This is a genomic window from Nocardioides luteus, from assembly GCF_000960475.2.
Classification (GTDB): Bacteria; Actinomycetota; Actinomycetes; order Propionibacteriales; family Nocardioidaceae; genus Nocardioides; species Nocardioides luteus_A.
The window spans coordinates 18,202-41,778 of the sequence record NZ_JZDQ02000017.1; the positions used below are offsets into that span (position 1 = coordinate 18,202).

At 70.7% G+C, this 23,577-nt stretch carries 29 protein-coding genes; 16 read left to right on the forward strand and 13 right to left on the reverse strand.

Features of this window, described 5'->3' with window-relative positions; all coding sequences use genetic code 11:
• Positions 1 to 83: 83 nt before the first annotated feature.
• The gene (gene recQ / locus UG56_RS13270; RefSeq protein WP_045550309.1) at positions 84 to 1,901 is read left to right on the forward strand and encodes a DNA helicase RecQ; all 1,818 of its coding nucleotides are present in this window, start codon (positions 84 to 86) and stop codon (positions 1,899 to 1,901) included.
• A gap of 5 nt (positions 1,902 to 1,906) precedes the next feature.
• Here the strand turns inward: recQ and UG56_RS13275 are convergent, their stop codons facing one another.
• On the reverse strand, positions 1,907 to 2,608 hold the full coding sequence (locus tag UG56_RS13275) for a phosphatase PAP2 family protein (RefSeq protein WP_177191480.1): 702 nt from the start codon (positions 2,606 to 2,608) through the stop codon (positions 1,907 to 1,909).
• 115 nt (positions 2,609 to 2,723) lie between these two features.
• Here UG56_RS13275 and UG56_RS13280 point away from each other — a divergent pair, with 115 nt between their 5' ends.
• The 7 genes from UG56_RS13280 (at position 2,724) to UG56_RS13310 (ending at position 9,201) form a co-directional block, all read left to right on the forward strand.
• A complete protein-coding gene (locus tag UG56_RS13280) occupies positions 2,724 to 3,305 on the forward strand; it encodes a hypothetical protein (protein ID WP_045550308.1) in 582 nt (193 codons plus the stop codon).
• A 37-nt stretch (positions 3,306 to 3,342) separates the two neighbouring features.
• The gene (locus tag UG56_RS13285; protein ID WP_052693910.1) at positions 3,343 to 3,819 is read left to right on the forward strand and encodes a DinB family protein; all 477 of its coding nucleotides are present in this window, start codon (positions 3,343 to 3,345) and stop codon (positions 3,817 to 3,819) included.
• Positions 3,820 to 3,884: 65 nt separating this feature from the next.
• Complete coding sequence (locus tag UG56_RS13290; protein ID WP_045550307.1) at positions 3,885 to 4,535, forward strand: LysE family translocator; 651 nt, start codon at positions 3,885 to 3,887, stop codon at positions 4,533 to 4,535.
• 67 nt (positions 4,536 to 4,602) lie between these two features.
• The gene (locus UG56_RS13295; protein WP_045550306.1) at positions 4,603 to 5,580 is read left to right on the forward strand and encodes a DUF5829 family protein; all 978 of its coding nucleotides are present in this window, start codon (positions 4,603 to 4,605) and stop codon (positions 5,578 to 5,580) included.
• Positions 5,581 to 5,669: 89 nt separating this feature from the next.
• Positions 5,670 to 6,413, forward strand: a complete 744-nt coding sequence (locus tag UG56_RS13300; protein ID WP_071327062.1) for an IclR family transcriptional regulator — start codon at positions 5,670 to 5,672, stop codon at positions 6,411 to 6,413.
• A 77-nt stretch (positions 6,414 to 6,490) separates the two neighbouring features.
• Positions 6,491 to 7,708: an MFS transporter gene (locus tag UG56_RS13305; RefSeq protein WP_045550305.1), complete on the forward strand. Its 1,218-nt coding sequence runs from the start codon at positions 6,491 to 6,493 to the stop codon at positions 7,706 to 7,708.
• Between the two features lie 29 nt (positions 7,709 to 7,737).
• Entirely contained in the window at positions 7,738 to 9,201 is a 1,464-nt protein-coding gene (locus UG56_RS13310) for a benzaldehyde dehydrogenase (RefSeq protein WP_071327063.1), read from the forward strand.
• Here the strand turns inward: UG56_RS13310 and UG56_RS13315 are convergent.
• Complete coding sequence (locus UG56_RS13315) at positions 9,189 to 10,067, reverse strand: carbohydrate kinase family protein (protein ID WP_045549866.1); 879 nt, start codon at positions 10,065 to 10,067, stop codon at positions 9,189 to 9,191. The genes UG56_RS13310 and UG56_RS13315 overlap by 13 nt on opposite strands.
• Positions 10,068 to 10,071: 4 nt before the next feature.
• The gene (locus UG56_RS13320) at positions 10,072 to 10,893 is read right to left on the reverse strand and encodes a helix-turn-helix transcriptional regulator (protein WP_045549865.1); all 822 of its coding nucleotides are present in this window, start codon (positions 10,891 to 10,893) and stop codon (positions 10,072 to 10,074) included.
• Between the two features lie 48 nt (positions 10,894 to 10,941).
• Between UG56_RS13320 and UG56_RS13325 the strand changes: the two genes are divergently transcribed.
• From UG56_RS13325 to arr, 4 genes are all read left to right on the forward strand, one after another.
• Entirely contained in the window at positions 10,942 to 11,397 is a 456-nt protein-coding gene (locus UG56_RS13325; RefSeq protein WP_045549864.1) for a DUF2000 domain-containing protein, read from the forward strand.
• Positions 11,398 to 11,470: 73 nt separating this feature from the next.
• Positions 11,471 to 12,112: a dihydrofolate reductase family protein gene (locus UG56_RS13330; RefSeq protein WP_045549863.1), complete on the forward strand. Its 642-nt coding sequence runs from the start codon at positions 11,471 to 11,473 to the stop codon at positions 12,110 to 12,112.
• Positions 12,113 to 12,141: 29 nt separating this feature from the next.
• Positions 12,142 to 12,585, forward strand: a complete 444-nt coding sequence (locus UG56_RS13335) for a hypothetical protein (RefSeq protein ID WP_045549862.1) — start codon at positions 12,142 to 12,144, stop codon at positions 12,583 to 12,585.
• A 24-nt stretch (positions 12,586 to 12,609) separates the two neighbouring features.
• Positions 12,610 to 13,014 (forward strand): NAD(+)--rifampin ADP-ribosyltransferase, encoded by a 405-nt coding sequence (gene arr, locus UG56_RS13340; protein ID WP_045549861.1) that lies wholly within the window; start codon positions 12,610 to 12,612, stop codon positions 13,012 to 13,014.
• Between the two features lie 6 nt (positions 13,015 to 13,020).
• Here arr and UG56_RS13345 read toward each other — a convergent pair whose 3' ends face one another.
• From UG56_RS13345 to UG56_RS13360, 4 genes are read right to left on the reverse strand one after another with little or no spacing between them, the layout of a single operon-like run.
• Positions 13,021 to 13,419: a low affinity iron permease family protein gene (locus UG56_RS13345; protein ID WP_045549860.1), complete on the reverse strand. Its 399-nt coding sequence runs from the start codon at positions 13,417 to 13,419 to the stop codon at positions 13,021 to 13,023.
• Positions 13,420 to 13,453: 34 nt separating this feature from the next.
• Positions 13,454 to 13,783, reverse strand: coding sequence for a nuclear transport factor 2 family protein (locus tag UG56_RS13350; protein ID WP_045549859.1), 330 nt, complete (start codon positions 13,781 to 13,783; stop codon positions 13,454 to 13,456).
• A gap of 59 nt (positions 13,784 to 13,842) precedes the next feature.
• Positions 13,843 to 14,172: a branched-chain amino acid transporter permease gene (locus UG56_RS13355; protein ID WP_045549858.1), complete on the reverse strand. Its 330-nt coding sequence runs from the start codon at positions 14,170 to 14,172 to the stop codon at positions 13,843 to 13,845.
• Positions 14,165 to 14,893, reverse strand: coding sequence for an AzlC family ABC transporter permease (locus tag UG56_RS13360; protein WP_071327064.1), 729 nt, complete (start codon positions 14,891 to 14,893; stop codon positions 14,165 to 14,167). The genes UG56_RS13355 and UG56_RS13360 overlap by 8 nt, the downstream gene beginning before the upstream one ends.
• A gap of 64 nt (positions 14,894 to 14,957) precedes the next feature.
• On the opposite strand from UG56_RS13360, the gene UG56_RS13365 reads away from it, so the two are divergent.
• Entirely contained in the window at positions 14,958 to 15,410 is a 453-nt protein-coding gene (locus UG56_RS13365) for an Lrp/AsnC family transcriptional regulator (protein WP_045549857.1), read from the forward strand.
• 10 nt (positions 15,411 to 15,420) lie between these two features.
• Here UG56_RS13365 and UG56_RS13370 read toward each other — a convergent pair whose 3' ends face one another.
• Positions 15,421 to 15,873: an Lrp/AsnC family transcriptional regulator gene (locus UG56_RS13370; protein ID WP_045549856.1), complete on the reverse strand. Its 453-nt coding sequence runs from the start codon at positions 15,871 to 15,873 to the stop codon at positions 15,421 to 15,423.
• Positions 15,874 to 15,979: 106 nt separating this feature from the next.
• Between UG56_RS13370 and UG56_RS13375 the strand changes: the two genes are divergently transcribed.
• Positions 15,980 to 16,924, forward strand: a complete 945-nt coding sequence (locus UG56_RS13375) for an SMP-30/gluconolactonase/LRE family protein (RefSeq protein WP_045549855.1) — start codon at positions 15,980 to 15,982, stop codon at positions 16,922 to 16,924.
• A gap of 10 nt (positions 16,925 to 16,934) precedes the next feature.
• On the opposite strand, the gene UG56_RS13380 is transcribed toward UG56_RS13375, so the two are convergent.
• The 3 genes from UG56_RS13380 to UG56_RS13390 form a co-directional block, all read right to left on the reverse strand.
• The gene (locus UG56_RS13380) at positions 16,935 to 18,185 is read right to left on the reverse strand and encodes an MFS transporter (RefSeq protein WP_045549854.1); all 1,251 of its coding nucleotides are present in this window, start codon (positions 18,183 to 18,185) and stop codon (positions 16,935 to 16,937) included.
• Positions 18,182 to 19,525 (reverse strand): MBL fold metallo-hydrolase, encoded by a 1,344-nt coding sequence (locus UG56_RS13385; protein WP_045549853.1) that lies wholly within the window; start codon positions 19,523 to 19,525, stop codon positions 18,182 to 18,184. Before UG56_RS13385 ends, UG56_RS13380 begins: the two co-directional genes overlap by 4 nt.
• 100 nt (positions 19,526 to 19,625) lie before the next feature.
• The gene (locus tag UG56_RS13390; protein WP_045549870.1) at positions 19,626 to 20,402 is read right to left on the reverse strand and encodes a methyltransferase domain-containing protein; all 777 of its coding nucleotides are present in this window, start codon (positions 20,400 to 20,402) and stop codon (positions 19,626 to 19,628) included.
• A gap of 81 nt (positions 20,403 to 20,483) precedes the next feature.
• On the opposite strand from UG56_RS13390, the gene UG56_RS13395 reads away from it, so the two are divergent.
• Complete coding sequence (locus UG56_RS13395; protein ID WP_256206616.1) at positions 20,484 to 21,197, forward strand: ArsR/SmtB family transcription factor; 714 nt, start codon at positions 20,484 to 20,486, stop codon at positions 21,195 to 21,197.
• Here UG56_RS13395 and UG56_RS13400 read toward each other — a convergent pair whose 3' ends face one another.
• The gene (locus tag UG56_RS13400; RefSeq protein ID WP_045549852.1) at positions 21,198 to 21,863 is read right to left on the reverse strand and encodes a TetR/AcrR family transcriptional regulator; all 666 of its coding nucleotides are present in this window, start codon (positions 21,861 to 21,863) and stop codon (positions 21,198 to 21,200) included.
• Positions 21,864 to 21,963: 100 nt separating this feature from the next.
• Here UG56_RS13400 and UG56_RS13405 point away from each other — a divergent pair, with 100 nt between their 5' ends.
• On the forward strand, positions 21,964 to 22,869 hold the full coding sequence (locus UG56_RS13405) for an SDR family NAD(P)-dependent oxidoreductase (protein ID WP_045549851.1): 906 nt from the start codon (positions 21,964 to 21,966) through the stop codon (positions 22,867 to 22,869).
• Positions 22,870 to 22,875: 6 nt separating this feature from the next.
• On the opposite strand, the gene UG56_RS13410 is transcribed toward UG56_RS13405, so the two are convergent.
• Entirely contained in the window at positions 22,876 to 23,541 is a 666-nt protein-coding gene (locus tag UG56_RS13410; RefSeq protein WP_045549850.1) for a hypothetical protein, read from the reverse strand.
• Positions 23,542 to 23,577 lie beyond the last annotated feature (36 nt).

The following is a 23,577-nucleotide window of genomic DNA, read 5'->3' on the forward strand; positions in this document are numbered from 1 at the left end:
GTTGTGAAGCCGAGAGTGACCTATGGGCCACTCTCGGCTTCACGACCTCCGGACCGTCGGTGGTCGCCGGTAGGGTCACTCGCGTGAATGAGCTGACTCCGGAGCTGGATGTCCTGCGCCGCGTCTTCGGCTACGACGAGTTCCGCGGCGACCAGGCCGAGATCGTCGCGCACGTGGCCACGGGCGGTGACGCCCTGGTGCTGATGCCGACCGGTGGCGGGAAGTCGCTGTGCTACCAGATCCCGGCCCTGGTGCGGCCGGGCACCGGCGTGGTCATCTCGCCGCTGATCGCGCTGATGCAGGACCAGGTCGACGCGCTCTCCGCGCTCGGCGTGCGCGCCGGGTTCCTCAACTCGACCCAGATGCCCCACGAGCGGCAGCAGGTGGAGCAGGCGCTGCTCGCCGGCGAGCTCGACCTGCTCTATCTCGCCCCCGAGCGGCTGAGGGTGCCCGAGACCGGCCGGCTGCTCGACCAGGCCAAGATCTCGCTGTTCGCGATCGACGAGGCCCACTGCGTCTCGCAGTGGGGCCACGACTTCCGGCCGGACTACCTGCAGCTCTCCCATCTGCACGAGCGCTGGCCGGAGGTGCCGCGGATCGCGCTGACCGCGACCGCCACCGCGGAGACCCGCCGCGAGATCGCCTCCCGGCTCGACCTCGAGGACGCCCGCCACTTCGTGGCCTCCTTCGACCGGCCCAACATCCAGTACCGGATCGCGCCCAAGGACAAGCCGGGCAAGCAGCTCCTCGACCTGATCCGCACCGAGCACCCCGGCGAGGCCGGCATCGTCTACTGCCTCTCCCGCGCCTCGGTCGAGCGCACCGCCGCCTCCCTGGTCGGCGCCGGGATCGACGCCCTCCCCTACCACGCCGGCCTCGACGCCCGGACCCGCGCGCAGAACCAGTCCCGGTTCCTGCGCGAGGACGGCATCGTCATGGTCGCCACCATCGCCTTCGGGATGGGGATCGACAAGCCGGACGTACGCTTCGTGGCCCATCTCGACCTGCCCAAGTCGGTCGAGGGCTACTACCAGGAGACCGGCCGGGCCGGGCGTGACGGGCAGCCCTCGACCGCGTGGCTGGCCTACGGGCTGGCCGACGTCGTCCAGCAGCGGCAGATGATCGAGACCTCCGAGGGCGACCGGGCCCACAAGCACCGGCTCGGGCAGCATCTCAACGCGATGCTGGCGCTGTGCGAGACCGTCGACTGCCGGCGGGTGCAGCTGCTGCGCTACTTCGGACAGGCCTCGGAGCCGTGCGGCAACTGCGACACCTGTCTGTCGGCGCCGGAGTCCTGGGACGGCACCGTGCCCGCGCAGAAGGTCCTGTCCACCGTCATCCGGCTCGACCGCGAGCGCAACGGCCAGCGCTTCGGAGCCGGGCAGATCGTCGACATCCTGCGCGGCAAGGAGACCGAGAAGGTCCGCCAGTTCCGCCACGACGAGCTCTCCGTCTTCGGGATCGGCACCGACCTCGCCGAGAGCGACTGGCACTCGGTCATCCGGCAGCTGCTGGCCCGCGAGATGCTCGCGGTCGACACCCGCTACGGCGTCTTCTCGGTGGCTGAGGCCGCCGGCCCGGTGCTCCGCGGCGAGCAGCAGCTGATGCTCCGCAAGGAGCCGCCGCGACAGCCTCGTCGCAGCGGCTCCGGGGAGCGGAAGGCGAAGGTGGCCGCCGCCGACCTCTCGCCGGAGGCCGCCGAGGTCTTCGAGCGCCTGCGGGCGTGGCGCGGCGAGGTCGCCAAGGAGCAGGGGGTGCCGGCGTACGTCGTCTTCCACGACGCGACCCTGCGCGAGATCGCCACCCGGCTGCCGGCCAGTCGCGACGAGCTCGGCACGATCAGCGGGATCGGCGAGGCGAAGCTGGAGAAGTACGCCGAGGGTGTGCTCGCGGTCCTCTGACCATCTCAGGCAGCCAGCTTCTCGGTGCGCTCGTAGCTGGCGGGCACCGGCGGCCGCTCCGCAGCCAGCTCCCGCTCGGCGCGTTCTCTCGCGATGGCCTCGGTGTCCCACCAGACCAGCAGCCGCAGCAGCAGCCCACCCATGAGCAGGCCGGCGAAGAGGTCGCTGGCCCAGTGCCAGCCGAGGGTGTAGGAGACCGCGACCGCGTTCAGCGCGATCACCCCGACGCCGGCGGCGAGGGCCCACACCGTGGTCCGCGACACCGCGGTGTAGCGCGCGACCAGGTAGACGGCGGTGCCGTAGACCAGGACCGCCTCGGCGGCATGCCCGGACGGGTAGCTGATCCCGTGCCAGCCGTCCTTCAGGATCCCGCCGGCGAAGAACTCGGCGTCGCGCTCCGTCGGTCCCGGGCGCGCGAGCAGCACCTTGGAACCGCCCACACCCAGGTAGAAGGCCGCCTCGGCGGCAGCGGCGCAGATGACCGGCCGCCAGCTGCGGCGCCGGCAGGCGATCACGACCGCGACCGTGATCAGCACCGGCAGACAGACCGTCTGACCGGCGATCGGGTCGAGCACGTGCTGGAGGACGTCGTACACCTCGGGCGGTAGCATCCGGGCCCAGTACTCGTGACCGTGGATGTCGAGATCCTGCAGCGGCCCGGCGGCGAGGACGGTGAGGAGCACCAGCGCGCCACCCAACGCTGACACCGATATGAGCCTCCGAGATCGGTTCACAGTCATACGACGCTAGATGCCCCCGGCGACGTACGTCCGAGCCGGGTTCCCTGCGGGTGGCCTTCGTCACGTCGGTAGGCTCCCCGCGATGCACACAGAGGTCTGGTACGTCAGCTACGGCTCGAACATGTGCCGTGACCGCCTCGGCGCCTACCTCCTGGGCGGCCGACCGGTGGGCGCCCGACAGTCCTATGTCGGGGCTCGTACGCCGTCGATGCCGCTCGAGGACGTCCCCGTCGATCTCCCCGGACGGCTCTACTTCGCGGGTGAGTCGCGCACCTGGACGGGCGGGGTGGCGTTCTACGACCACGACGCGCCCGGCTCCTGGACCGCGGCCCGCGCCTACCGGATGAGCGTCGAGCAGTTCGCCGACATCGCCGCCCAGGAGATGGACCGGCTGCCGGCGCCCGGCGACCCGATCGAGAAGGTCGTCATCGACGGTCTGGAGAACGGCCGGCACGAGGCCGGCCCGGGCCACTACGAGACCCTGATCGAGCTCGGCCGTCGCGACGGCCTCCCGATGCTCACCTTCACCGCGCCGCACGGCTTCGACGCGGTCGAGCACACCCGGCCGTCGGAGGCGTACGTCGCGATGCTGGCCCGCGGGCTCTACGAGGCTCGCGGGTGGGACCGGCACCGGGCCGAGGCGTACGTCCTGGAGCGATGCTGACCGCGGCCGCCTCGACGTGGGCCGCTAGCCTGCGCGCATGAAGATCGGACAGGCGGACGAGCGCGCACTTCTCGAGGGAATGGTCGACATCCAGCGGGAGGAGATCGGCGGCATCCTCGAGCACCTCGACGACGAGGAGGCGCGGCGAAAGCTGGTCCCGTCGCTGACCACGCCGCTCGGGCTGGTGAAGCACGCGACCTTCGTGGAGAAGGTGTGGTTCCACGCCCGGGTCGCGGGTGTGTCCCGCCAGGAGATCGGGCTGCCCGACACCGTCGACGAGAGCTTCGTCCTCGACCCGGAGGACACGGTCGCCTCGATCCGGGCCGCCTACGAGGCGGCCTGCGAGCACTCCCGCGAGGTCGCCGCCACCCACGAGCTCGACGAGGAGTTCGACTGGCACGGCAACCAGGTGACGCTGCGCTTCATCTATGTGCACATGATCCAGGAGCTGGCCCGTCACGCCGGGCACGGGGACATCCTCGTCGAGCAGGTCCAGGCCGCCCGCACCGCCTAGCCCAGGACCGCACGCGACGTACGCCACCTGAAACCCTTGGCGCTCGGCCCCGCCGATGCCGGACAATGGTGAGCGTGCCGACCCTGAGCCAGTTCGCAGCCTTCGCGCTCGCGTCCATCGTCTTCATCCTGATCCCCGGTCCGAGCGTGCTCTTCGCCCTCGGGCGGGCCCTGACCGCGGGCCGCCGCGAGGCGGTGCTCGCCGTCGGCGGCAACGCGCTGGGTCAGTTCGGCCAGGTCCTGGCGGTGGCCGTCGGTCTCGGCGCGCTCGTGGCGGCCTCCGCGACCGCGTTCACCGTCGTGAAGCTGGTCGGTGCGGCGTACGTCGTCTATCTCGGCATCCAGGCGATCCGCCACCGTGGCGACGCCCGGGCCGCCCTGCACGGTGAGGACGTGGCGCGGCGGACGACCGCGTGGGGTGCGATCCGCACCGGGATGGTCGTCGGAGCGACCAACCCGAAGACGATCGTCTTCCACCTGGCCTTCCTGCCCCAGTTCATCGACACCTCCGCCCCGGCGGTGCCGCAGATCCTCCTGCTCGGCGCGATCTTCTCGGCGATGGCCTTCGCCTGCGACTCCGGCTGGGTCCTGGCCGCCAGCCGCGCCAAGGCCTGGTTCGCCCGCAAGCCCACGCGCCTGGACAGCCTCGGCGCCGGCGGTGGCGTGCTCATGATCGGCCTCGGCGCGACCATGGCGACCGCCTCCCACGGCGCCTGAACCGGACGGACGAACCGGCCGCCGAATTCCGAGGACAGGAACGCCTCGGTCGCCGAGACTTGGACCCATGCGGACTCCACTCTCGGGCCTGGTCGCGGCTGCGATCGCCTCACTCGTCATCTCCACCGGGGCCTCGGCGGCCCCCGCCCATGCTGCCGAGGAGGAGCGTCCGGACCCGCTCCTGGCCTTCAACCACTCGTGGGCGATGCTCGACCGGGAGACCGCCGACGCGATCGAGCACTCCGAGTATCTGGGACGGTTCGCCGACCGCCGGATCAACACCGGCAACGACGGCACCTCGACCTGGACCGGCCGCTACCTGCTCGGCAGGGAGACCTACCTGGAGTTCTTCGGGCCCGGCGACGCCCCCGACGCGGTCGCCGGCGACACCGGGCTCGCCGTCTCGGCCGACCAGGACGGCGACCTGGCCATCGCCACGGACAACCTGCGCAAGCTCGTCGACGACCCGGTCGAGTTCACCCAGGTGACCGACCTCGGCGACGGCACCCCGATCCCGTGGTTCGACGTCACCTACACGACCGCGACCTACGACACCTTCTTCTCCTGGGCGATGGAGTACCGCGAGGAGTTCCTCGACGACCCGCGGCTCTCCTTCCCGCCGGCCGCCTACGAGGGCGACGTCAGCCGCGACCGCTACAACCGCGACCGCTATCTCGACCACCAGATGCGCGACGTGATCGGCATCCAGATCGCGACGACCGCCGACGACATCGAGAAGATGGTGCCGCTGTGGCGCGCCGCCGGGATCACGATCCGGGTCCTGAAGGACGGCGGCGTCCTCGCCTTCGACGGCATGACCACGATCCGCCTGCTCCCCGTTCCGGCCGAGGAGGCGGGCCTGCGCCACGTCATCTTCGCGCTCAACGAGCCGGCCGAGGAGCCCGCCACCGAGACCATCGGCAACTCGACGCTGCACGTCGGGCCGGGGGCGTACGCACTGTGGACCTTTGACCCGATCGAGACCCGCGCGACCACGCGATCCCAGGGCACCGGCAAGCCGCTCCACCCCGCCTTCGGCGGCTGAGCCACCTCACCGCCGTCGGGGCGGCGCCCGCGCTCGTCCGCTGACGGAGGATGATGGCGTCGGATCCGAAGGGGTGAGGACGGACGACGATGGCGGGCAACAGCCGACAGGCGGGCGCGAGCGTGACGAGCCGGGCGCTGGCGATCCTGAGCGCGTTCGACGAGCAGCACCGGGCGATGTCGCTCAGCCAGATCGCCACCCGAGCGGACCTTCCGCTCGCCACGACCCACCGGCTGCTGGGCGAGCTCTTCCGCTGGGGCGCGCTGGAGCGGCTGCCGTCCGGTGACTACGTCATCGGCCGCAAGATCTGGGACATCGGCCACCTGGCCCCGGCCGAGACCGGGTTGCGCCAGGTGGCCGAGCCGTTCCTCCACGATCTCTACGGCGCGACCCTGGCCACCGTGCACCTCGCCGTCCGTGAGGGCACCGAGGTCGTCTACCTCGACCGGCTGCGCGGCAACCAGTCCGTCCCGGTCGTGAGCAAGGTCGGCGGACGCCTGCCGCTGCACGCCACCGGGGTCGGCAAGGTCCTCCTCGCCCACGCCCCCGAGGAGGTCCAGGAGGCCGTGCTGAGCAGCCTCCCGCGGATCACGCCCTACACCATCACCCAGCCCGGCGTGCTCCGGCGACAGCTGCGGCAGGTGCTCGACAGGGGCTATGCGACCACGCGCGAGGAGATGAGTCTCGGCGCCTGCTCGATCGCCGTCCCGATCCACCGACGCGACGAGGTGATCGCCTCCCTGGGCCTGGTGGTCGCGACGCTCAAGGGGAGCGAACAGCGGCTCTACGGCGCGCTCCGTGTCGCCGCGGAGTCGATCGGCCGCCGGCTCTAAGCAAAATCTCTGCCGCGCTTCCGGTGAGTGGAAGCTGTGTCGAGGCTCACACGGATGGCCGCTCGTAGGTTCGCCCCATGAATGTGTCCGCAACCACATCCCCCACCGTCGCCGGCGGCACCCGAAGCCTCTGGCCGGTCGTACTCTGCTGGCTCGCCGTGGCTCTCGACGGCTACGACCTCGTCGTGCTCGGCGCGGTCATCCCCACCTTGGCCGGAACCGGCGACCTCGGCTTCACCAAGGCCTCCTTGACCACGGCGGCCACCGTCGGTCTCGTCGGCGTCGGCATCGGCGCCGTGGCCATCGGCCCCCTCGCCGACCGGTTCGGCCGGCGCCGGACGCTGATCAGCAGCATCGCACTGTTCTCGCTGCTGACGCTGGCGGTCGCCTTCGCGCCGAACGCGACCGTGTTCATCGCGCTGCGCTTCCTGGCGGGCCTGGGCCTGGGCGCCTGTCTGCCGACGGCGCTGGCGTTCATGAGCGAACACGCTCGCCAGGGCCGCTCGGGCACCGCCATGACCCGGATGATGACCGGCTACCACGTGGGAGCCGTGCTCACCGCCCTGCTGGCCCTGTGGGTGATCCCGAACCTGGGCTGGGAGGCGATGTTCGTGATCGGCGGCATCGCGGGCCTGCTGACGGTCCCGGTGATGTGGGCGAAGCTGCCGGAGTCGAAGGCCTACCTGGAGACCGTCGAGACCGAGAAGGTACGTCCCTCCGAGGTCGTCCGCGGCCGCCTGCTGTGGGTCAGCCTGGGCCTGTGGGCGGCCTCGTTCTGCGGACTGCTGCTGGTCTACGGCCTCAACACCTGGCTGCCGACGATCATGGGCGAGGCCGGGTACTCCCTCGACGCCGGTCTCGGCCTGCTCCTCACGCTCAACGTCGGGGCAGTGATCGGACTCGTCCTGGCCGGCCTGATCTCCGACGCCAAGGGCAACAAGCCGACGGTCCTGATCTGGTTCGGGGTCGCCGCGGTGATGCTGGCGCTGCTGTCGATCAAGATGGAGAGCAGCCTCCTGGTCTACGGGGCGGTGCTGGCCGCCGGGATCTTCGTCTTCAGCGCGCAGGTGCTGGTCTACGCCTTCGTCAGCCACCTCTACCCCGCCCGGATCCGCGGCACCGCGCTCGGCATGTCCGCCGGCATCGGCCGGGTCGGCGCCATCGTCGGGCCGTTCCTCGGCGGCGCGCTCCTCACCGCCGGCATCGCCTACCCGTGGGGGTTCTACGCCTTCGCAGGGGCTGCCGTGATCGCTCTGCTGGCCCTGTTGACCGTGCCGGCACACCCTGACAACTAGCCACCCGACGACATCCAGGAGCACACACCATGTCAGTTCTCGATTCCGTCGACTGGTCCGGAAACATCCTCAAGGCCGGCGCCTGGCAACCCGGACAGGGAGGCGACTACGCCGTCGTCGAACCCGCCACCGGCGCCGAGCTGGGCAGGATGGGTCTGGCCACCGCGGCCGACGTGGCGGAGGCCGCCGCAGCGGCCGCCGACGCCCAGCTCGAGTGGGCCGCCCTTCCGCACCCGGAACGCGCCGCCGTCCTGCGTCGCGCCGGCGACCTGTGGCAGCAGCATGCCGAGGAGATCACCGGATGGAACGTCCGTGAGGTCGGTGCCGTGCCCGGGATGGCCGGGTTCGCACTCCACGTCGCGGCCGAGGAGTGCTACGAGGCCGCCGGCCTCCCGAGCCGTCCGATCGGCGAGGTCATCCCCTCCGAGCAGCCGCGGCTGTCGTTGGCACGACGCATGCCCGCCGGTGTCGTCACGGTCATCGCGCCCTTCAACGTGCCGATCATCCTCGGCATCCGCTCGGTCGCCCCGGCCCTCGCCCTGGGCAACGCCGTCATCCTCAAGCCGGACCCGCGCACCGCCGTGACGGGCGGCACGCTGATGGCCCGCATCTTCGAGGAGGCCGGCCTGCCCCCGGGGGTGCTCCAGATGCTGCCCGGCGGCGCCGACGTGGGCGAAGCGCTGGTCACGGATCCCCACATCCGGGTCATCTCGTTCACCGGCTCCACCGGGGTCGGCCGCCGCATCGGCGAGCTGGCCGGCAGGCACCTCAAGCGCGCCCACCTCGAGCTCGGCGGCAACTCCGCGCTGCTGGTCCTCGACGACGCCGACGTCGAGGCCGCCGTCAACCTGGCGGCGTGGGGCTCGTTCTTCCACCAGGGCCAGATCTGCATGACGACCGGCCGGCACCTGGTCGCCGCCGGCATCTACGACGACTTCGTCGAGGCCCTCGCGGAGAAGGCCAGCCACCTGCCGGTCGGCAACCCCGCCACCGACCAGGTCGCTCTCGGCCCGGTCATCGACGCCGGCCAGCGCGACAAGATCCACGGCCTGGTCACGGCCTCGGCGGATGCCGGCGCCAAGATCGCGGCCGGCGGGACGTACGAGGATCTCTTCTACCGGCCCACCGTCCTCGCGAACGTCCCGCTGACCGCGCCGGCGTACGCGGAGGAGGTCTTCGGCCCCGTCGCACCGGTGACCAAGGTCGAGTCCGTCGAGGAAGCGATCGAGCTCGCGGGGGCCAGCGAGTACGGCCTGTCCCTGGGCATCGTCACCAAGGACGTCATGCGTGGCCTCGCGGTCGCGGAGCAGATCCCGACCGGCATCGTCCACATCAACGACCAGACCGTCAACGACGAGGCCAACGCACCGTTCGGTGGCGTACGCGCGTCCGGCACCGGGTCCCGGTTCGGTGGCGCCGAGGCGAACATCGAGGCGTTCACCGAGACCCGGTGGATCACGATGCGGGGTGAGCCGGCGCGCTACCCGTTCTGAGCCCGAATCGGTCCTCCCCGGCCGAGCACCGGGTGGAGGTGCTCGGTCTCGATCGCGCTCCGGGCCTGCTCCGCGGCAGCCCGGAGCGCGACAGCGATCGGCTCCTCGCGCAGGCGGGCGGCCAGGAAGCCCGCCATGAAGGCGTCGCCGGCACCGTTCGTGTCGACGACGGTGGCCGGTGTCGCCGCCACCTCGTGCCTGGTCCCGTCTGCCTCCAGCGCGATCGCGCCCTTCGCGCCGAGGGTGCACACCGCGAGGCCGGGACCACGGTCGAGACACGAGGCCATCAGTCCCCAGGGGTCCTCGGTGCCGTCGTCGTTCATGAACACGCCTGCGGCGGCACGTAGGAAGGGCTCGTGGAACGACGACGACCCGTCGTAGTCGTGCAGATCCATCCACAGCGGCGTCCTCGACGAGGGCATGGCCTCGAGCACCAGCCGGCCGAGCTCGCTCAGGTCGATCACCGCGAGATCCGCCGCGGCCACCGCGCTCACCGCCGCCTCGACCGCGTCGGCGGACGGGGTCGACGGGGTGGAGACGTAGAGCGAGACCCGGCCGCCGCCGGCCATGAGGTTGACGTGCCGCTCGGTCTGCTCGCTCGCGATCGCCTCCACGACCACACCCGCCCCGGCGAGCCGCTCCCGCAGCCGCGCGCCGTCCTCGTCGTCGCCGACCGCAGCCCACAGACGTACGTCGACGCCGAGCCCGACCAGGTGCAGCGCCTTGCCTGCGGACGTGCCACCGATCGTGTGCCACGACCGCTGAGCGAACTGCATGTGGGGCACCGGTTCGGGCAGGTGGTCCAGGACGATCAGGTGGTTCCAGGACGCGGGGCCGCACACCACGACCCGAGGAGAGGAAGGCATACGGCTATTCAGCACCAACGACCGGAGCGACGCACCCGCTTTGCGCGGGCCGCGCCGAGGCGAAGGCCGCAGGGGTCACCCCGAGGATGCGGCGGAAGTGGCGGGTGAGGTGGGCTTGGTCGTGGAACCCGGCCAGCGCGGCGGTCTCTGCGGGCCGGTGGCCGTCCACGAGCAGACGGCGGGCGAGATCGACGCGGCGACCGACGAGGTACTGGTGCGGGGCGATGCCGTAGGTCTGGGAGAACACCCGGACCAGATGGCTGGGATGGCTGCCGAGATCGGCAGCGGCCGCGGCGATCGTGAACGACTCGGTCAGACGGTCGTCGAGGAGCTCCCGCAGGCGACGAGCCAGCGGTGTGTCGCGAAGCGTCGGCGCCGGACTGCCGAGATGGTCGAGCACGTGGTCGCGGACGGCGAGCAGCCAGTGCTCGGCCGCCATCAGGTCACCCGGGTCGCGCAGCGCCGCATGGACCCGCCGGGCGGCCACGATCGGTCCCGGAGCCGCGAGGGTCGGCCGGCGTACGGCAAGGCCCTGGGCGCCCGACGGCAGCCAGTCCGGCTCGAGGTAGAGCACCCGCTTGCGGTAGCCCTTCCCCTCGATCGCCGAGTGCCCGTCGTGCGGCACCCCGGGCGGCAGCAGCGTCAGCGCACCGGGCACGGCATGGTGGTCGCCCCGGTCCAGGCCGTACGCCACCGCCCCGTCGTCGACCAGCATCACCGCCCAGTCGTCGTGGGTGTGCATCGGATAGCAGTGGTCGAACCGTGCGTGATAGACCTCGCGCAGCGATGGCACTGCGGGGTGCCAGGCGCGGACGTGATCGACCATGCAAGAAACGTACAAGACCTCGCTGCGGCGACCCCGGAGACTTCAGGCATGACTACGGCTCAGACGACCTCCGAGGGACCCACGACCGCACCCCGCTTCGACACCAAGGTCGTGGTCGTGCTCAACGAGGATCTCGCTCCCTGGCAGGAGCTCAACGTGACCGCGTTCCTGATGTCCGGGATCGCGACCAGCGCCCCCGGTCTCGTCGGTGAGGCCTACCGCGACGGCGACGACACCGAGTATCTGCCCATGCTCCGCCAGCCGGTGATGGTGATGAGCGCGGACTCCGTCCTGTTGGGCAGGGCTCGCGAGAAGGCCGCCGCTCGCGACGACGTCTCCCTCGCCGTCTACACCCGCGAGCTGTTCGACACCGGCCACGACGAGGCCAACCGCGCCGCCGTCGCCGCGGTCCCTGCGGCCGACCTCGACCTCGTCGGCATCGCCCTGCGCGGCCCCCGCAACGCCGTCGACCGGATCGTCAAGGGCGCCAGGTTCCACGACTGACCGAGCCCGCCACCGGCCCGTCAGCAGTAGTCTCGACGAGCCGACCTCGGCGCCATGGTCCACGGAGGAACCCATGCCACTCACCAGAGTCCACAATCTTTCGATCTCGCTCGACGGTTTCGCGACCGGCGAGCCGCAGTCGGCCGAGGCCCCGTTCGGCCATGCCGGCGAGCGCCTGCACGAGTGGATGTTCGCCACGCGCTTCTGGGATGCGTCGGGCACCGCCGGCATGGATGATGCCTTCGCGCAGCGGCACAGCCACGGCATCGGGGCCGAGATCATGGGAGCGAACAAGTTCGGGCCACCCGGATGGCAGGACGACCCCGACTGGAAGGGCTGGTGGGGCGAGAACCCGCCCTTCCACTCGCCGACCTTCGTCCTCACCCATCGGCCGCGGCCGTCCCTGGAGATGGAGGGCGGGACCACCTTCCACTTCCTCGACGCGACCCCGGCCGAGGCGCTGGCGGCCGCGCTCGAGGCGGCCGGTGGCCAGGACGTACGCATCGGCGGCGGCGCCACGGTGGTGCGGGACTTCGTCGCGGCCGGGCTCGTCGACCTGATGCACCTCGTCCAGGTACCGATCGTGCTGGGTCGTGGCGTACGCGTCTGGGACGGTCTGGAGGGCGCCGAGAACGACTACGACATCGAGGCCGTCTCCTCCCCCAGCGGCGTCACCCACCTCACCTTCACCCGTAAGTCGGGCTCACTGTCCTAGCGACCGCCCGACGGAACCCGGAGACAGCGATGACACCAGCCGGCATCGACGAGACGATCGAACCAGCGATCTGGGGTGATCCGGTCCCCGACGACGAGATCGCGTCGGTCGAGACCTGGCTGTCCGCGCCGATCCCGTCCCCCTGGAGGGACTATCTCCGGCGCGACCGGTGGCTCCGGCGCGGCTGGTTGCGATCGGGGGCGTACGTGACCCTGGAACCACCTCGTGAAGCACGGTCGCTGATGGAGTCCTGGGCCGACGCCCTCGACCGCCATCCCGGCTTCTACTGGCTGGGCACCGACGGATCGCGCCTGATCTTCTGCGTCGACCTCCGCGACCCCGACCTCGGCGTCATGGTCACCGACATCGCCGCAGCAGGGTGGGACGAGGCCGATCCCCTCGGCCTCTCGGTCGGCGAGTTCGTGCAGCGCATCGACGAGGGCACCTTCGAACCGGATACGGCGTACGGGTAGCGCAGCGATTGCTAGCCTGCGGGCATGGGTAAAGAGCTGGACGAGGGGCCGTTCTACCACGGCACGAAGGCCGACCTGCGGGTCGGAGATCTCCTCACCGCCGGGTTCCGGTCGAACTACCGGCCCGAGGTCGTGATGAACCACATCTACTTCACCGCGCTGCGCGACGGCGCGGGCCTCGCCGCCGAGCTCGCCGCCGGCGACCAGGAGCCCCGGGTCTATCTCGTCGAGCCCACCGGGGAGTTCGAGAACGACCCCAACGTGACGGACAAGAAGTTCCCCGGCAACCCGACCCGCTCCTACCGCAGTCGCGAGCCGATCCGGATCGTCGCCGAGGTCGCCGACTGGACCCGGCTGACACCCGAGGCTCTCCAGGGCTGGCGCGACCGCCTCGCCGCCATGGGCGACAAGGCCGAGATCATCAACTAGCTCGGCTCAGTGCCGCTCCTCGAGCCCGACGGCCTCGCGCAGGATGCGCACCGACTCGGCGAGCTTCTCGTCCTCGTGAGCCCGCGACTCCATCAGGTCGGAGAGGGCCGAGGCGATGACGTTGAGCTTCTCGTGGGACGCCTCCTCCGAGCGCCGGCCGGCGTTCTGGAGCAGCACCAGCAACAGCAACGAGAGGATCGAGGAGCCGGTGTGGATGGCCAGCTCCCACTTCGTGCTCGAGGACCAGAGCGGGAAGCTCATCGTCCACAGCAGCAGGACGCCCACGATCACATAGAAGAAGGGGGCGCGGCTGACCACGGAGTTGACCACTTCCACGAAGCGTTCGAACCCGTTGCGCCCGTCGCCTCGCTGGCGTGATTTCCTGGCTTCGTTCTCCACGGTCATGCGGTCACCGTAGCCGCGACCCGACTGCGAGATCTCAGCCTTCGCGAATGGTCATCCTGGTGACCTGGTCGCCGTCGACGTCGAAGACGAACCTCGATCGGCCGTTGGCGTGGCTGGAGCGCCAGTCGCCGATGACGGTCACCGTGCCGTCGGTGGCCTCGACCTCCTCGACCGCGAGGGTGCCGTGGGCGCCGATGAACTCCTTGTCGCTCCACCCCTTGATCTGCTCGCGCCCGGTGAAGATGCGGCCCCAGTCGTCGACCGCCCCGCTCTCGGTGAAGGCGTCGAGCACGGCGGGCTCGTCGTGCCGGTTGACGGCCTCGATGAACGTCGCGACCGGCTCGGGGATCGTCTGCTCTGTCATGTGCTGAACTCCTCCATGGACATCTCGGACACCAGGAAGCCTACGTTCCGTGCCTCGGCTCAGGCGGCGAGGACCGAGGTGACCAGGACGTACGCGGCGGTGCCGGCGAAGATGCTCAGCGTCATGCTGCCGCGCCACAGGTGCAGACCGACGGTGAGCGCGAGGGCCAGGACGGCCGGGCCTGCGGAGGCGAGGGCGGCAGGGTCGGTGTCGCGGAGGGTGTAGACGGCGAGGATGACCATCATCCCGACGGGCATCCGCTCACCGATGTGAGCCATCAGCGCGCTGTGCCGCAACGGCGCCAGCATCGCGAACGGGGCCGCACGGAGCGCCCAGGTCACGGCCGCGGAGACGGCGATGGCGGACAGGACGTACCAGGGATCAGTCATCGCGGCTCCTCCGGACGGCGAGGACGTACGACCCGACGATCGCGGCGACGAACATGCCCATCCCGATCAGCAGCATGTTCTCGCGCGAGATCAGGGCGGCGACGAGCGCGCAGCCCAGCGCCAGCGCCGGGACCGGCAGCGACCGACGGACCTTGTACGCCTCGAGCCCGAGCACCACGAACAGCGCGGTCACGGCGAACTCGAGCCCGACGACCTGCGGCGGGATCAGCGAGCCGAGCCCCGCGCCGGCGGCCACGCAGGCCACCCAGGCCACATGGAAGAACGCCTGGATGCCGATGATCCGGGCCCGCGACCAGCCGGCCGACTCCGGGGTCACGGTGAGCGCGTAGGCCTCGTCGGTGAGCGCGAAGGTGCTGTAGGCCTTCCACCCGGCGCCGTTCACCCGGTGCAGCGGGAACGAGATCGCGTAGAAGACGTGCCGGAAGTTGACCAGCAGGGTGCTGACCGCGATCTGTGCCAGGGGTGCAGCGGCGGCCAGCAGCCCGACCAGCAGGAACTCCATCGTGCCCGCGAACACGATCGCACCGAGGATCGGAGCCCACCACCAGGCGAGCCCGGAGTGAACCACGAGCACGCCGAGCGCGAGCCCCAACGGCACCACCGCGACGCACGCGGGAAGCACGGTCCGCCACCCGGCGACGAGCTCCTCACGGGTGCCCTGGGGCTCCCGTGACGCGGTCTCCATCTCCATCACCTGCATGCCAGCAAGCGTAGGAAAGTTTCGCCGTCCTTGGGTTGCCCAATGCCGCTGCTAGAGTGCCCTTATGCGCAATGATCATTCGATCGACGACCTGGATCGAGCAATCATTGCCGAGCTCGAGGACGACGCTCGGCTGAGCAACGCCGAGCTGGCCCGACGGGTCGGTCTCACCCCGGCGCCGTGCCTGCGCCGGGTGCAGCGGCTGGAGCGCGAAGGCGTGATCAAGGGCTACCACGCCCGCATCGACCCGAAGAGCGGCGGACGCGGGTTCGAGGTCATCGTCGCCATCGACATCGCGGTCAACGACGGCAAGACCATCGAGGACTTCGAGACCGCCGCCGTCGCCATCCCCGAGGTCACCGAGATGCGCCGCATGCTCGGCCAGCCCGACTACTACCTCCGCGTCCAAGTCGCCGACCCCGAGGCGTACGAGACGCTCATCCTCAAGACGATCTCCCGGCTGCCCGCGGTCAGCAGGGTGCTGTCGCACCAGACGATGCGGCTGGTCAAGGGCTGACCACCTGGCGTCAGGTCGTCGGCGGGGCCAGCGGCGAGAGCGGTCGCTCGAAGAAGGTCTCCAGGACCACCGTCGCCTGCGTTCCGCTGACTCCCTCGATGGCGAAGATCCGGCGCAGCACGTCCTGCAGCTGCTCGGTGGTCGCCGTCCTGACCTTGACCAGCACCGAGGCGCTGCCGGCGATGACATGGGCCTCCACGATCTCCGGGAGCGCGGCGAAGGCCTCCGCCGAGTCCCCCATCCAGGACGTCGAGTCGACCATGACGTACGCCAGGACGCCGCTGCCCACGGCAGCCGGATCCACCTCGGCGCTGGTGCGCCGGATGACTCCGGACTCGCGCAGCTTGCGTACGCGCTCGTGGGCGGCGCCGGCGGAGAGGCCGACGGCCCGGCCGAGTGCGGCGTAGGACTGGGTCGCGTCGCGCTGGAGCTCGGCCAGCAGCTCACGATCGGTCTGATCCACGGCATGCTCCGTTCGGAAATGTCTTGCCGTCACCGTATCTCATCTTGCATTCTTCGCATGAAGCCGATCCAGATTCGGCAACACCGAAGGACGAGGAGTGGATTCCATGAGCGATGAGCGACCTGGGCTGTACGAGATGCTCGACGACCGCTTCCGCACCGGACGGTGCATGAACGGCGACGAGGCGCTGGAGGTCCTGTTCACCGGCTGCCGCTGGGCCGAGGGGCCGATCTACGTTCCCGCCTGGCGCCAGCTGGTCTGGAGCGACATCCCGAACGACCGGATGCTGCGCTGGGACGAGGAGACGGGGGACGTGGCGGTCTTCCGTCGCACGGCCGGGCACACCAACGGCAACACCCTCGACCGCGAGGGCCGGCTGATCACCTGCGAGCAGGGCAACCGGCGGGTCACCCGAACCGAGCACGACGGCACCATCACGGTGCTGGCCGACCGCTGGCAGGGCAAGCGGCTCAACAGCCCCAACGACGCGACCGTGCGCTCCGACGGCTCGATCTGGTTCTCCGACCCCGACTTCGGCATCACCAGCGACTACGAGGGATATCGCGCCGAGAGCGAGATCGGCGCCAACAACGTCTACCGCATCGACCCCGCCACCGGCGAGGTCCGCCTGGTGGCGGACTGCTTCGGCGCGCCGAACGGCCTGGTCTTCTCCCCCGACGAGCGCCGGCTCTTCGTCTCCGACACCCGCGCCGGCAAGATCTGGGTCTTCGACGTACGCGAGGACGGCACCCTCTCCGAGGAGCAGGTCTTCGCCGAGGCCGGAGCCCGCGAGGGCGCCCGCTTCGACAACATCCGCTTCGACGACGGCGGCCGCCTCTGGGTCGCCGCGATGAACGACGGTGTGCACTGCTACGACCCCGACGGCACCCTCATCGGCCGACTGAACGTCCCCGAGGCGGTCGCCAACATCTCCTGGGGCGGCGCCAAGCGCAACCGCCTCTTCATCACCGCGGAGACCAGCCTCTACTCCGTCGTCATGGGCGTCACCGGCACCCATCCGACCGGACCGGGGTGGCAGCCCTGGCGGTAGCCGGCACGCGCTAGCTGGGGCCGGCGCGCCGGTGCGTCTCCGGCATCCGCAGCACGACCACCAGCCCCGACGCGGCCGTGACCGCCGCCACCGCCCAGACCGCACCTCGCACACCCCACAGGTCGGCGAGGACTCCGGCCATCAGGGCCCCGACCGCGAACCCGAGATCGCGCCAGAGCCGGTAGACCCCGACGGCCCGGGCACGCCAGGAGGGATGCGCGACGTCGCCGATGACCGCGAGGAGCGTCGGGTAGACCATGGCCGTGCCGACGCCCAGCAGCACGGCCGCGAGCAGCCACCACCCGGCCGAGCCGACCGCCGCGACCAGTCCCAGGGCCACGCTTTGGAGGAGCATCCCGCCGACGATCAGCGGCTTGCGACCCCAGCGGTCCGAGAGGGCGCCGGTCGCGAGCTGGCCGATGCCCCACACCGCCGGATAGGCCGCCACGAGCAGGCCGACGTGGCCGATGTCGAGGCCGACCGAAGCGAACAGCACCGCGAACAGACCCCAGGCGAGACCGTCGTTGAGATTGTTGACCAGCCCTGCCTGGCTGGCCGAGGACAGGGCGGGGTCGCGCAGCGACGTACGGACGAACACCTCGCGGTCGCTCACCCGGCTCGCGGGACCTTCCGCCTGGACGGCCTCGTGGTCGGCGTGCCCACGGGTCTCGCGCACCAGCAGTGTCGAGAGTCCGAGCCCGAGCGCGGCGTACGCGATGCCGACCAGGAACGGCTCGGGACGCAGCCCGGCCTCAGCGGCGATCCTGCCCGTCAACAGTGCGGTGACCGCGACCGCGAGGTAGCCGGCGGACTCGTTGATGCCCAGTGCGAGGCCGCGCCGACGGGGGCCGACGAGGTCGATCTTCATGATCACGGTGGTGGACCAGGTGAGGCCCTGGCTGATGCCGAGCAGCACGTTCGCGGCCACGACCATCCACCAGTCCGTCGCCCAGATCAGCAGGAGCGGCACCGGCAGCGCGACCACCCATCCCGCGACGAGGACCGGCTTACGGCCGTGGCGCTCGGACCAGATGCCGGCGAGGTAGTTGGTCGCGGCCTTCGCCAGCCCGAAGGCGAGGATGTAGGTGAGTGCCGCGGTGTAGGAGGAGAGTCCGAACACGTACTCGGCCAGGAGCGGGAGGACCGTACGTTCCTGGCCGAGCATCCCGCCGACGAGCGCGTTGACGACGACGAGCAGCGAGAACTGCGCCACGTTGGCACGCAGTCCGAGCAGGGGCGCGGTGCCGAGGTCGTGGCTCACTCGGCGGCCTCCAGGACGACGGACTCGGGGCCGCCGTTCAGCACGGTCAGCCGGGTGAACCCGTGGCGCTGCAGGATGCTCGCCGCGCTCATCGCGCGCTCGCCGTGCCCACACATGACGAGCGTGGGCACATCGGCGAGACCGGGCGCCGCGTTCTCGAGGGAGCCGAGCTCCAGATGAAGAGCTCCGGGAACGTGCCCGGCCTCGTACTCGCGCCCCTGCCGCACGTCGATCACCCGCTTCTCGCCCGCCGTGGCCACGTCGGTCATCGGGAGCGACGCGATCGGGAGTCCCGCTTCTTCCCAGGCCGCCAGGCCGCCGGAGATCTCACCGGTGAGGTTCTCGTAGCCGATCTTCAGCGCCTGCCAGAGGATCTCGTCGGGGTCCTGGTCCTCGTCCCGCAGCACGATGATCGGCCGGTCGTGCGGTGCGACCCACCCCAGCCAGCTCGCGAAGGCGCCCCGCAGCGGGATCGACAACGCATCCCGGGGATGCGCAGCGGCGAACGCCGCAATCGGGCGTACGTCGACGAGGACGACACCATGCCGCTGCCCTTCCGCCGCGACCTGCGCAGGAATCGCCTCGAGCACGGGGCGCGCACCGACGACGGCTGGCCCGCGGCGGTTGCGCTCCCCCAGGCGCCGGAAGTAGGTCGGGTAGGTGCCGTGGGAGTCGAGCAGCGCTCGCACGAATCCTTCCTCGTCGAGGTCGAGCAAGGCATTGGTGGCCCGTTCCTTCCCGATGGTGCTGGTCGAGGTGGCCGTCGCTGCGGTCGAGCAGAACGAGCCCCCGCCATGGGTCGGCCACAGCGCCGTGTCGTCGCCGAGGGCGGCGATGCGACGTACGGAACGGAACTGCGCCCTGGCCAGGCTCTCCGTGCGGGCGGGGTCGACCAGGTCGACGCGGGCCGCAGAGCCCACGATCAGGGAGCCACCGCTGAACACGCCGAGCGCCCGATCACCGTCGAGCAGGGCGAAGGACAGGTGCTCGTCGGTGTGTCCCGGCGTGGCGAGGGCCCGCAGGACCAGCCCGCCGTTCAAGGCGATCTCCTGCTCGTCCTCGAGCGCGGTGTGCTCGAACGTGCGTCCGCCGGCCTTCGAGGCGAGCACCTGCGCTCCCTCGTCGGCGGCGAGCTGGACGGCTCCGGAGAGGAAGTCGGCGTGCAGGTGGGTGTCGGCGGCGTGGGTGACCCGCAGCCCACGCCGGTCGGCCTCGGCGCGCAGCGCCCGGAGGTCCCGACTGGCATCGACGGCGAGTGCGGCGCCTTCGCCGAGGTCCACCAGATAGGCGTTGTTGCCGAGCCCGCGATCAGGCACGGCAGTCACCAGGTCATGGATCATGACCGACCTCCTGAATGGACGCTCCGTCGTCGATCATCTCTCTGCGGCGCGCCGCGCGCCACGAGGACGGCGGAGACCTCGCACCGACCCATCAGGTTGTTCACGGCTCCACCGGCTTGCGGGCCAGCAGCGAGATGCTCTTGACGCCGTACGTCTTCGTGGCTCCCCGGGCCCCGGCCGACAGGAAGCCGTAGCGGTTGCGGCGCATCACCTCGACCGCGAGCCCCGCCTTCTCGATCGCGGCGACGTAGTCGTCGACCTGGGCGGCGCCACCGATGCACGCCGCCCAGAGATCGGCGTTGCACACGATGCCGTCCGCGAGGGGCAGGTCGGTCACGATGTCGGCCAGCGCCAGCCGCCCTCCCGGCCGGAGCACCCGGGCGGCCTCGGCGAAGACCACGGCCTTGTCGGGGCAGAGGTTGATCACGCCGTTGGAGATCACGCAGTCGACCGAGGCGTCGTCCACCGGAAGGTCGTTGAGCCGCCCTTCCCGGAACTCCACGGTCGCGGCGTCATCGGCGTCACCGGCGGCGAGTCGACGTGCCTTGGCCAACTGCTCGCGGGTGAAGTCCACACCGATCACGTGTCCGGTCGCCCCGACCAGCGTCGCGGCGTAGAAGACGTCCATGCCGGAGCCGCTGCCGAGGTCGAGGAGAGTCTCGCCGGGTCGCGGGTCGGCGAAGTCGAAGAAGTGTCCGACGCCGGCGAAGGACGCCACTGCGTCGGCGGGCACGAGGTCGAGCCTGGCCGGGTCGTAACCGACGGACTCGGCCAGGCCTCGTCCGAGCTCGAAGTGGAAACCCGCGTCGGGATGCAGCGCGACCTCCCGGTACATCTGCTGGACCTTCGCCTCCAGCTCTTCGGTGTCGACGGCCATGTCGATCACCTCCTATTCAAGATGCTTCTTGAATAGATGGAACGCCTGCAGCCTTGTCTTGTCAAGAAAAGTCTTGAATACTTGTCGACGCACGGCGACCGGCGTGCGCCGAACAAGGAGGCGATCGTGGGCGACCGCAAGGCCAAGGACGCGCTCTACGACACGCTCGCCGAAGCAGCCAAGGCCCTCGCCAACGGGCGTCGCGCCGAGCTCGTCGACGTCCTGGCCCAGGGCGAGCGCCCGGTCGAGGACCTGGCCGGCGAGATCGGGCAGTCCATCGCCAACACCTCACAACACCTGCAACGACTGCTGCGAGCCGGGCTCGTGACCTCACGACGCGACGGCAACCGGATCTTCTATTCCCTCGCCGGCCCCACCGTCCTCACGCTGTGGCAGACCCTGCGCGAGACCGCCGCCCAGCACGTCGAGGAGCTCGACCGCGTCGCGGGCGCCTATCTCGGCAACCGCGACGAGCTCAGCACGATCACCCGCGACGAGCTGCGCAAGCGCCTTCGCGCGGGCGACGTGGTCGTCCTCGACGTCCGCCCTCGCCCCGAGTACGACGCCGGCCACATCCGCGGCGCCCTCTCCATCCCGAACGCCGAGCTCCGCAGCCGCCTGGCCGAGCTGCCCGACGGCACCACCGTGGTGGCCTACTGCCGAGGGCCCTACTGCGTCTACGCCGACGACGCCGTCCGGACTCTTCGGTCCGCCGGGCGCGACGCCGTCAGGCTGGAGGACGGCTATCCGGAGTGGGCCGCCTCGCGTCTCCCCGTCTCAGCCCACCGGACCTGATCAGGAGCGCGGCAGCACACCCACGAGCGACGCGGCGAGCGAGGCCCGGAGGGCGTCGCGCAGGTTCAGGTGGAGCACGCCGAGCTCGGGCTCGTCCTCATAGGCGGCCAGGAGGCTGGGTGGCGGCGGGTCGTACGCCGCCAGCCCACCTGCCGAGATCATGCCCATCATGCAGAAGGTCTGAGCGCCGTCGCCGACCTCGGGCAGGTGGCGGCGGACGAGCCCGACCATGGCCTCGAGCTTCGCGTGGGACGAGCGCTTGTGACGCTTGACGACCTCGACGGAGACGTTGTGCTCGAGCACGCCACCCTGCGCGCCGAAGAGGTCGCACAGCACCGGCCGCTCCGACAAGGACCGACTGAGGACCTCGGCGAGCTGGCCGGCGCGCACCTCCGGTGAGGCGTCCGCATCGATGCCGGCGGCGAGCTCGTCCGTCAGCTCGTCGAGCCAGCCGCCCAGGAAGTCGTCGAGCAGCTCGAGCAGCACCGCCTCGCGCGACTCGAAGTAGCGCAGCACGTTCGACTTGGCCAGACCCACCCGGCGACTGAGCTCGTTGAGGCTCAGCTCGGCCACCGGCATCTCGTCGAGCATCGCCGCGGCGGTGTCGAGGATCGCCCGGCGGCGGATCTCCCGCTGCTCGTCGCTTCGCGCCCGTTGGAACGTCATCGCCCCAGACTAACTTAAAGACCGCCGGTCCCTTGACATTAGACCAGCGGTCTCTTAAGTTCGTGGGCATAACAGACCGATGGTTCCTTAGGAGTGCACGATGAGCGAGACCTGGACCGAGCAGCACATCCCCGACCAGCGTGGCCGCGTGGCGGTCGTGACCGGCGCCAACACCGGCCTCGGCTTCGAGACGGCGCGCATGCTCGCCGAGCACGGCGCCCAGGTGGTGATGGCCGTACGCGACGTCGAGAAGGGCAAGCAGGCAGCGGCACGCATCGACGGCGACGTCACCGTTCAGGTCCTCGACCTGGCCTCCCTGGAGTCGATCCGGTCCGCGGCGGCCGATCTGCGCGCCGCCCACCCGCGGATCGACCTGCTGATCAACAACGCCGGCGTGATGTACACGCCGAAGCAGACCACCGCCGATGGCTTCGAGCTGCAGTTCGGCACCAACCACCTCGGCCACTTCGCCCTCACCGGCCTGCTCCTGGACCGGCTTCTTCCCGTCCCCGGCTCGCGGATCGTCACCGTCAGCAGCATCGGCCACCGCATCCGGGCCGACATCCACTTCGACGACCTGCAGTGGGAGCGGTCCTACAGCCGCGTCGCGGCGTACGGCCAGGCCAAGCTCGCCAACCTGATGTTCACCTACGAGCTCCAGCGCCGGCTCGCCGCTCACGGCACCACCGTTGCCGTCGCCGCGCACCCCGGCGGCTCCAACACCGAGCTCGCCCGCAACTCCCCCGCCGCGCTGCGGGTGCCCTTCGCCGTGGTCGGGCCGCTGCTCGCCCAGTCGGCCGCGATGGGTGCTCTGCCCACCCTGCGCGCCGCCACCGACCCCGCCGTCCTCGGCGGTCAGTACTACGGCCCCAACGGCCTCGGCGAGACCCGTGGCTACCCGAAGCTGGTCACCTCCAGCCCGGCCTCCTACGACCTCTCGACCCAGCAGCGGCTGTGGACCGTGTCCGAAGAGCTCACCGGCGTACGCTTCCCGCTGGACGACTGAGCCGGGTCACTCGGGGCCGATCGAGTCGGACGCCTCGATCGGCGGTAGGTGCCGCACCGACACCGAACCCGCGTACCCCTCCACGAAGCCGACCACCACGTCGTACTCCTCCCCCGCGGTCGAACGCAGGGTGAGCGTCCAAGAGTTGTCGGACGGGTGGTGCTCCTCGGCGCGGAGCGAGAGGGCGTCCGGGTCTTGGGCGTACGCCGTCGCGGCCGCGCCCCGGGCGCGGTGGACCGCCGCCGTCCGCGAGGTCGGCGTCCGCTCCGGCCTGCCGACCAGCTCCATCACGTCACGGAAGGCGTCGGTCACTCCGTCGTACGAAGCCTCCGAGAGGACCGTGGTCCGAGGCCCGGTGTCCACCAGCAGCCCGATCTCGAGAGCGCCCGGGCTGGCACCCCAGCTGGTGTGCCATCGGTGCTGGTGCAGCGAGTAGTGCCGCCGCGCGTCGGCCCCCGCGTACAGGACCGGCTCCAGTGCGGCGAGGACCCTCCGCTCGTCGAGGACATCCTCGCCGCCCCCACCGTCCGGCTCCGGGACCGACAGGTCAAGCAGGTAGTGCCGATCCACCGGCGCCTCCGGGCTGGCTCGATAGCCGACCTGGACCCGCACCGAGTCCACCCGGCCGAGCGTCAGCAGCGAACGCGAACCATCGACCGCACGGCTAGTCATTCCTCCAGAGTTCTCCTGACCCTCGCTCGGGTCAAG

Bases quoted from the DNA above. Each gene is read 5' to 3' on its own strand.
- UG56_RS13310 (WP_071327063.1), top strand. From the start codon at position 7,738: ATGTCAGTTCTCGATTCCGTCGACTGGTCCGGAAACATCCTCAAGGCC.
- UG56_RS13365 (WP_045549857.1), top strand. From the start codon at position 14,958: ATGCGCAATGATCATTCGATCGACGACCTGGATCGAGCAATCATTGCC.
- UG56_RS13385 (WP_045549853.1), bottom strand. From the start codon at position 19,525: ATGATCCATGACCTGGTGACTGCCGTGCCTGATCGCGGGCTCGGCAAC.
- UG56_RS13405 (WP_045549851.1), top strand. From the start codon at position 21,964: ATGAGCGAGACCTGGACCGAGCAGCACATCCCCGACCAGCGTGGCCGC.
- UG56_RS13375 (WP_045549855.1), top strand. From the start codon at position 15,980: ATGAGCGATGAGCGACCTGGGCTGTACGAGATGCTCGACGACCGCTTC.
- UG56_RS13285 (WP_052693910.1), top strand. From the start codon at position 3,343: ATGAAGATCGGACAGGCGGACGAGCGCGCACTTCTCGAGGGAATGGTC.
- UG56_RS13400 (WP_045549852.1), bottom strand. From the start codon at position 21,863: ATGACGTTCCAACGGGCGCGAAGCGACGAGCAGCGGGAGATCCGCCGC.
- UG56_RS13295 (WP_045550306.1), top strand. From the start codon at position 4,603: ATGCGGACTCCACTCTCGGGCCTGGTCGCGGCTGCGATCGCCTCACTC.
- UG56_RS13410 (WP_045549850.1), bottom strand. From the start codon at position 23,541: ATGACTAGCCGTGCGGTCGATGGTTCGCGTTCGCTGCTGACGCTCGGC.
- UG56_RS13360 (WP_071327064.1), bottom strand. From the start codon at position 14,893: ATGCAGGTGATGGAGATGGAGACCGCGTCACGGGAGCCCCAGGGCACC.
- UG56_RS13300 (WP_071327062.1), top strand. From the start codon at position 5,670: ATGGCGGGCAACAGCCGACAGGCGGGCGCGAGCGTGACGAGCCGGGCG.
- UG56_RS13315 (WP_045549866.1), bottom strand. From the start codon at position 10,067: ATGCCTTCCTCTCCTCGGGTCGTGGTGTGCGGCCCCGCGTCCTGGAAC.
- UG56_RS13350 (WP_045549859.1), bottom strand. From the start codon at position 13,783: ATGACAGAGCAGACGATCCCCGAGCCGGTCGCGACGTTCATCGAGGCC.
- arr (WP_045549861.1), top strand. From the start codon at position 12,610: ATGGGTAAAGAGCTGGACGAGGGGCCGTTCTACCACGGCACGAAGGCC.
- UG56_RS13280 (WP_045550308.1), top strand. From the start codon at position 2,724: ATGCACACAGAGGTCTGGTACGTCAGCTACGGCTCGAACATGTGCCGT.
- UG56_RS13325 (WP_045549864.1), top strand. From the start codon at position 10,942: ATGACTACGGCTCAGACGACCTCCGAGGGACCCACGACCGCACCCCGC.
- UG56_RS13390 (WP_045549870.1), bottom strand. From the start codon at position 20,402: ATGGCCGTCGACACCGAAGAGCTGGAGGCGAAGGTCCAGCAGATGTAC.
- UG56_RS13330 (WP_045549863.1), top strand. From the start codon at position 11,471: ATGCCACTCACCAGAGTCCACAATCTTTCGATCTCGCTCGACGGTTTC.
- UG56_RS13345 (WP_045549860.1), bottom strand. From the start codon at position 13,419: ATGACCGTGGAGAACGAAGCCAGGAAATCACGCCAGCGAGGCGACGGG.
- UG56_RS13305 (WP_045550305.1), top strand. From the start codon at position 6,491: ATGAATGTGTCCGCAACCACATCCCCCACCGTCGCCGGCGGCACCCGA.
- UG56_RS13320 (WP_045549865.1), bottom strand. From the start codon at position 10,893: ATGGTCGATCACGTCCGCGCCTGGCACCCCGCAGTGCCATCGCTGCGC.
- UG56_RS13355 (WP_045549858.1), bottom strand. From the start codon at position 14,172: ATGACTGATCCCTGGTACGTCCTGTCCGCCATCGCCGTCTCCGCGGCC.
- UG56_RS13290 (WP_045550307.1), top strand. From the start codon at position 3,885: ATGGTGAGCGTGCCGACCCTGAGCCAGTTCGCAGCCTTCGCGCTCGCG.
- UG56_RS13335 (WP_045549862.1), top strand. From the start codon at position 12,142: ATGACACCAGCCGGCATCGACGAGACGATCGAACCAGCGATCTGGGGT.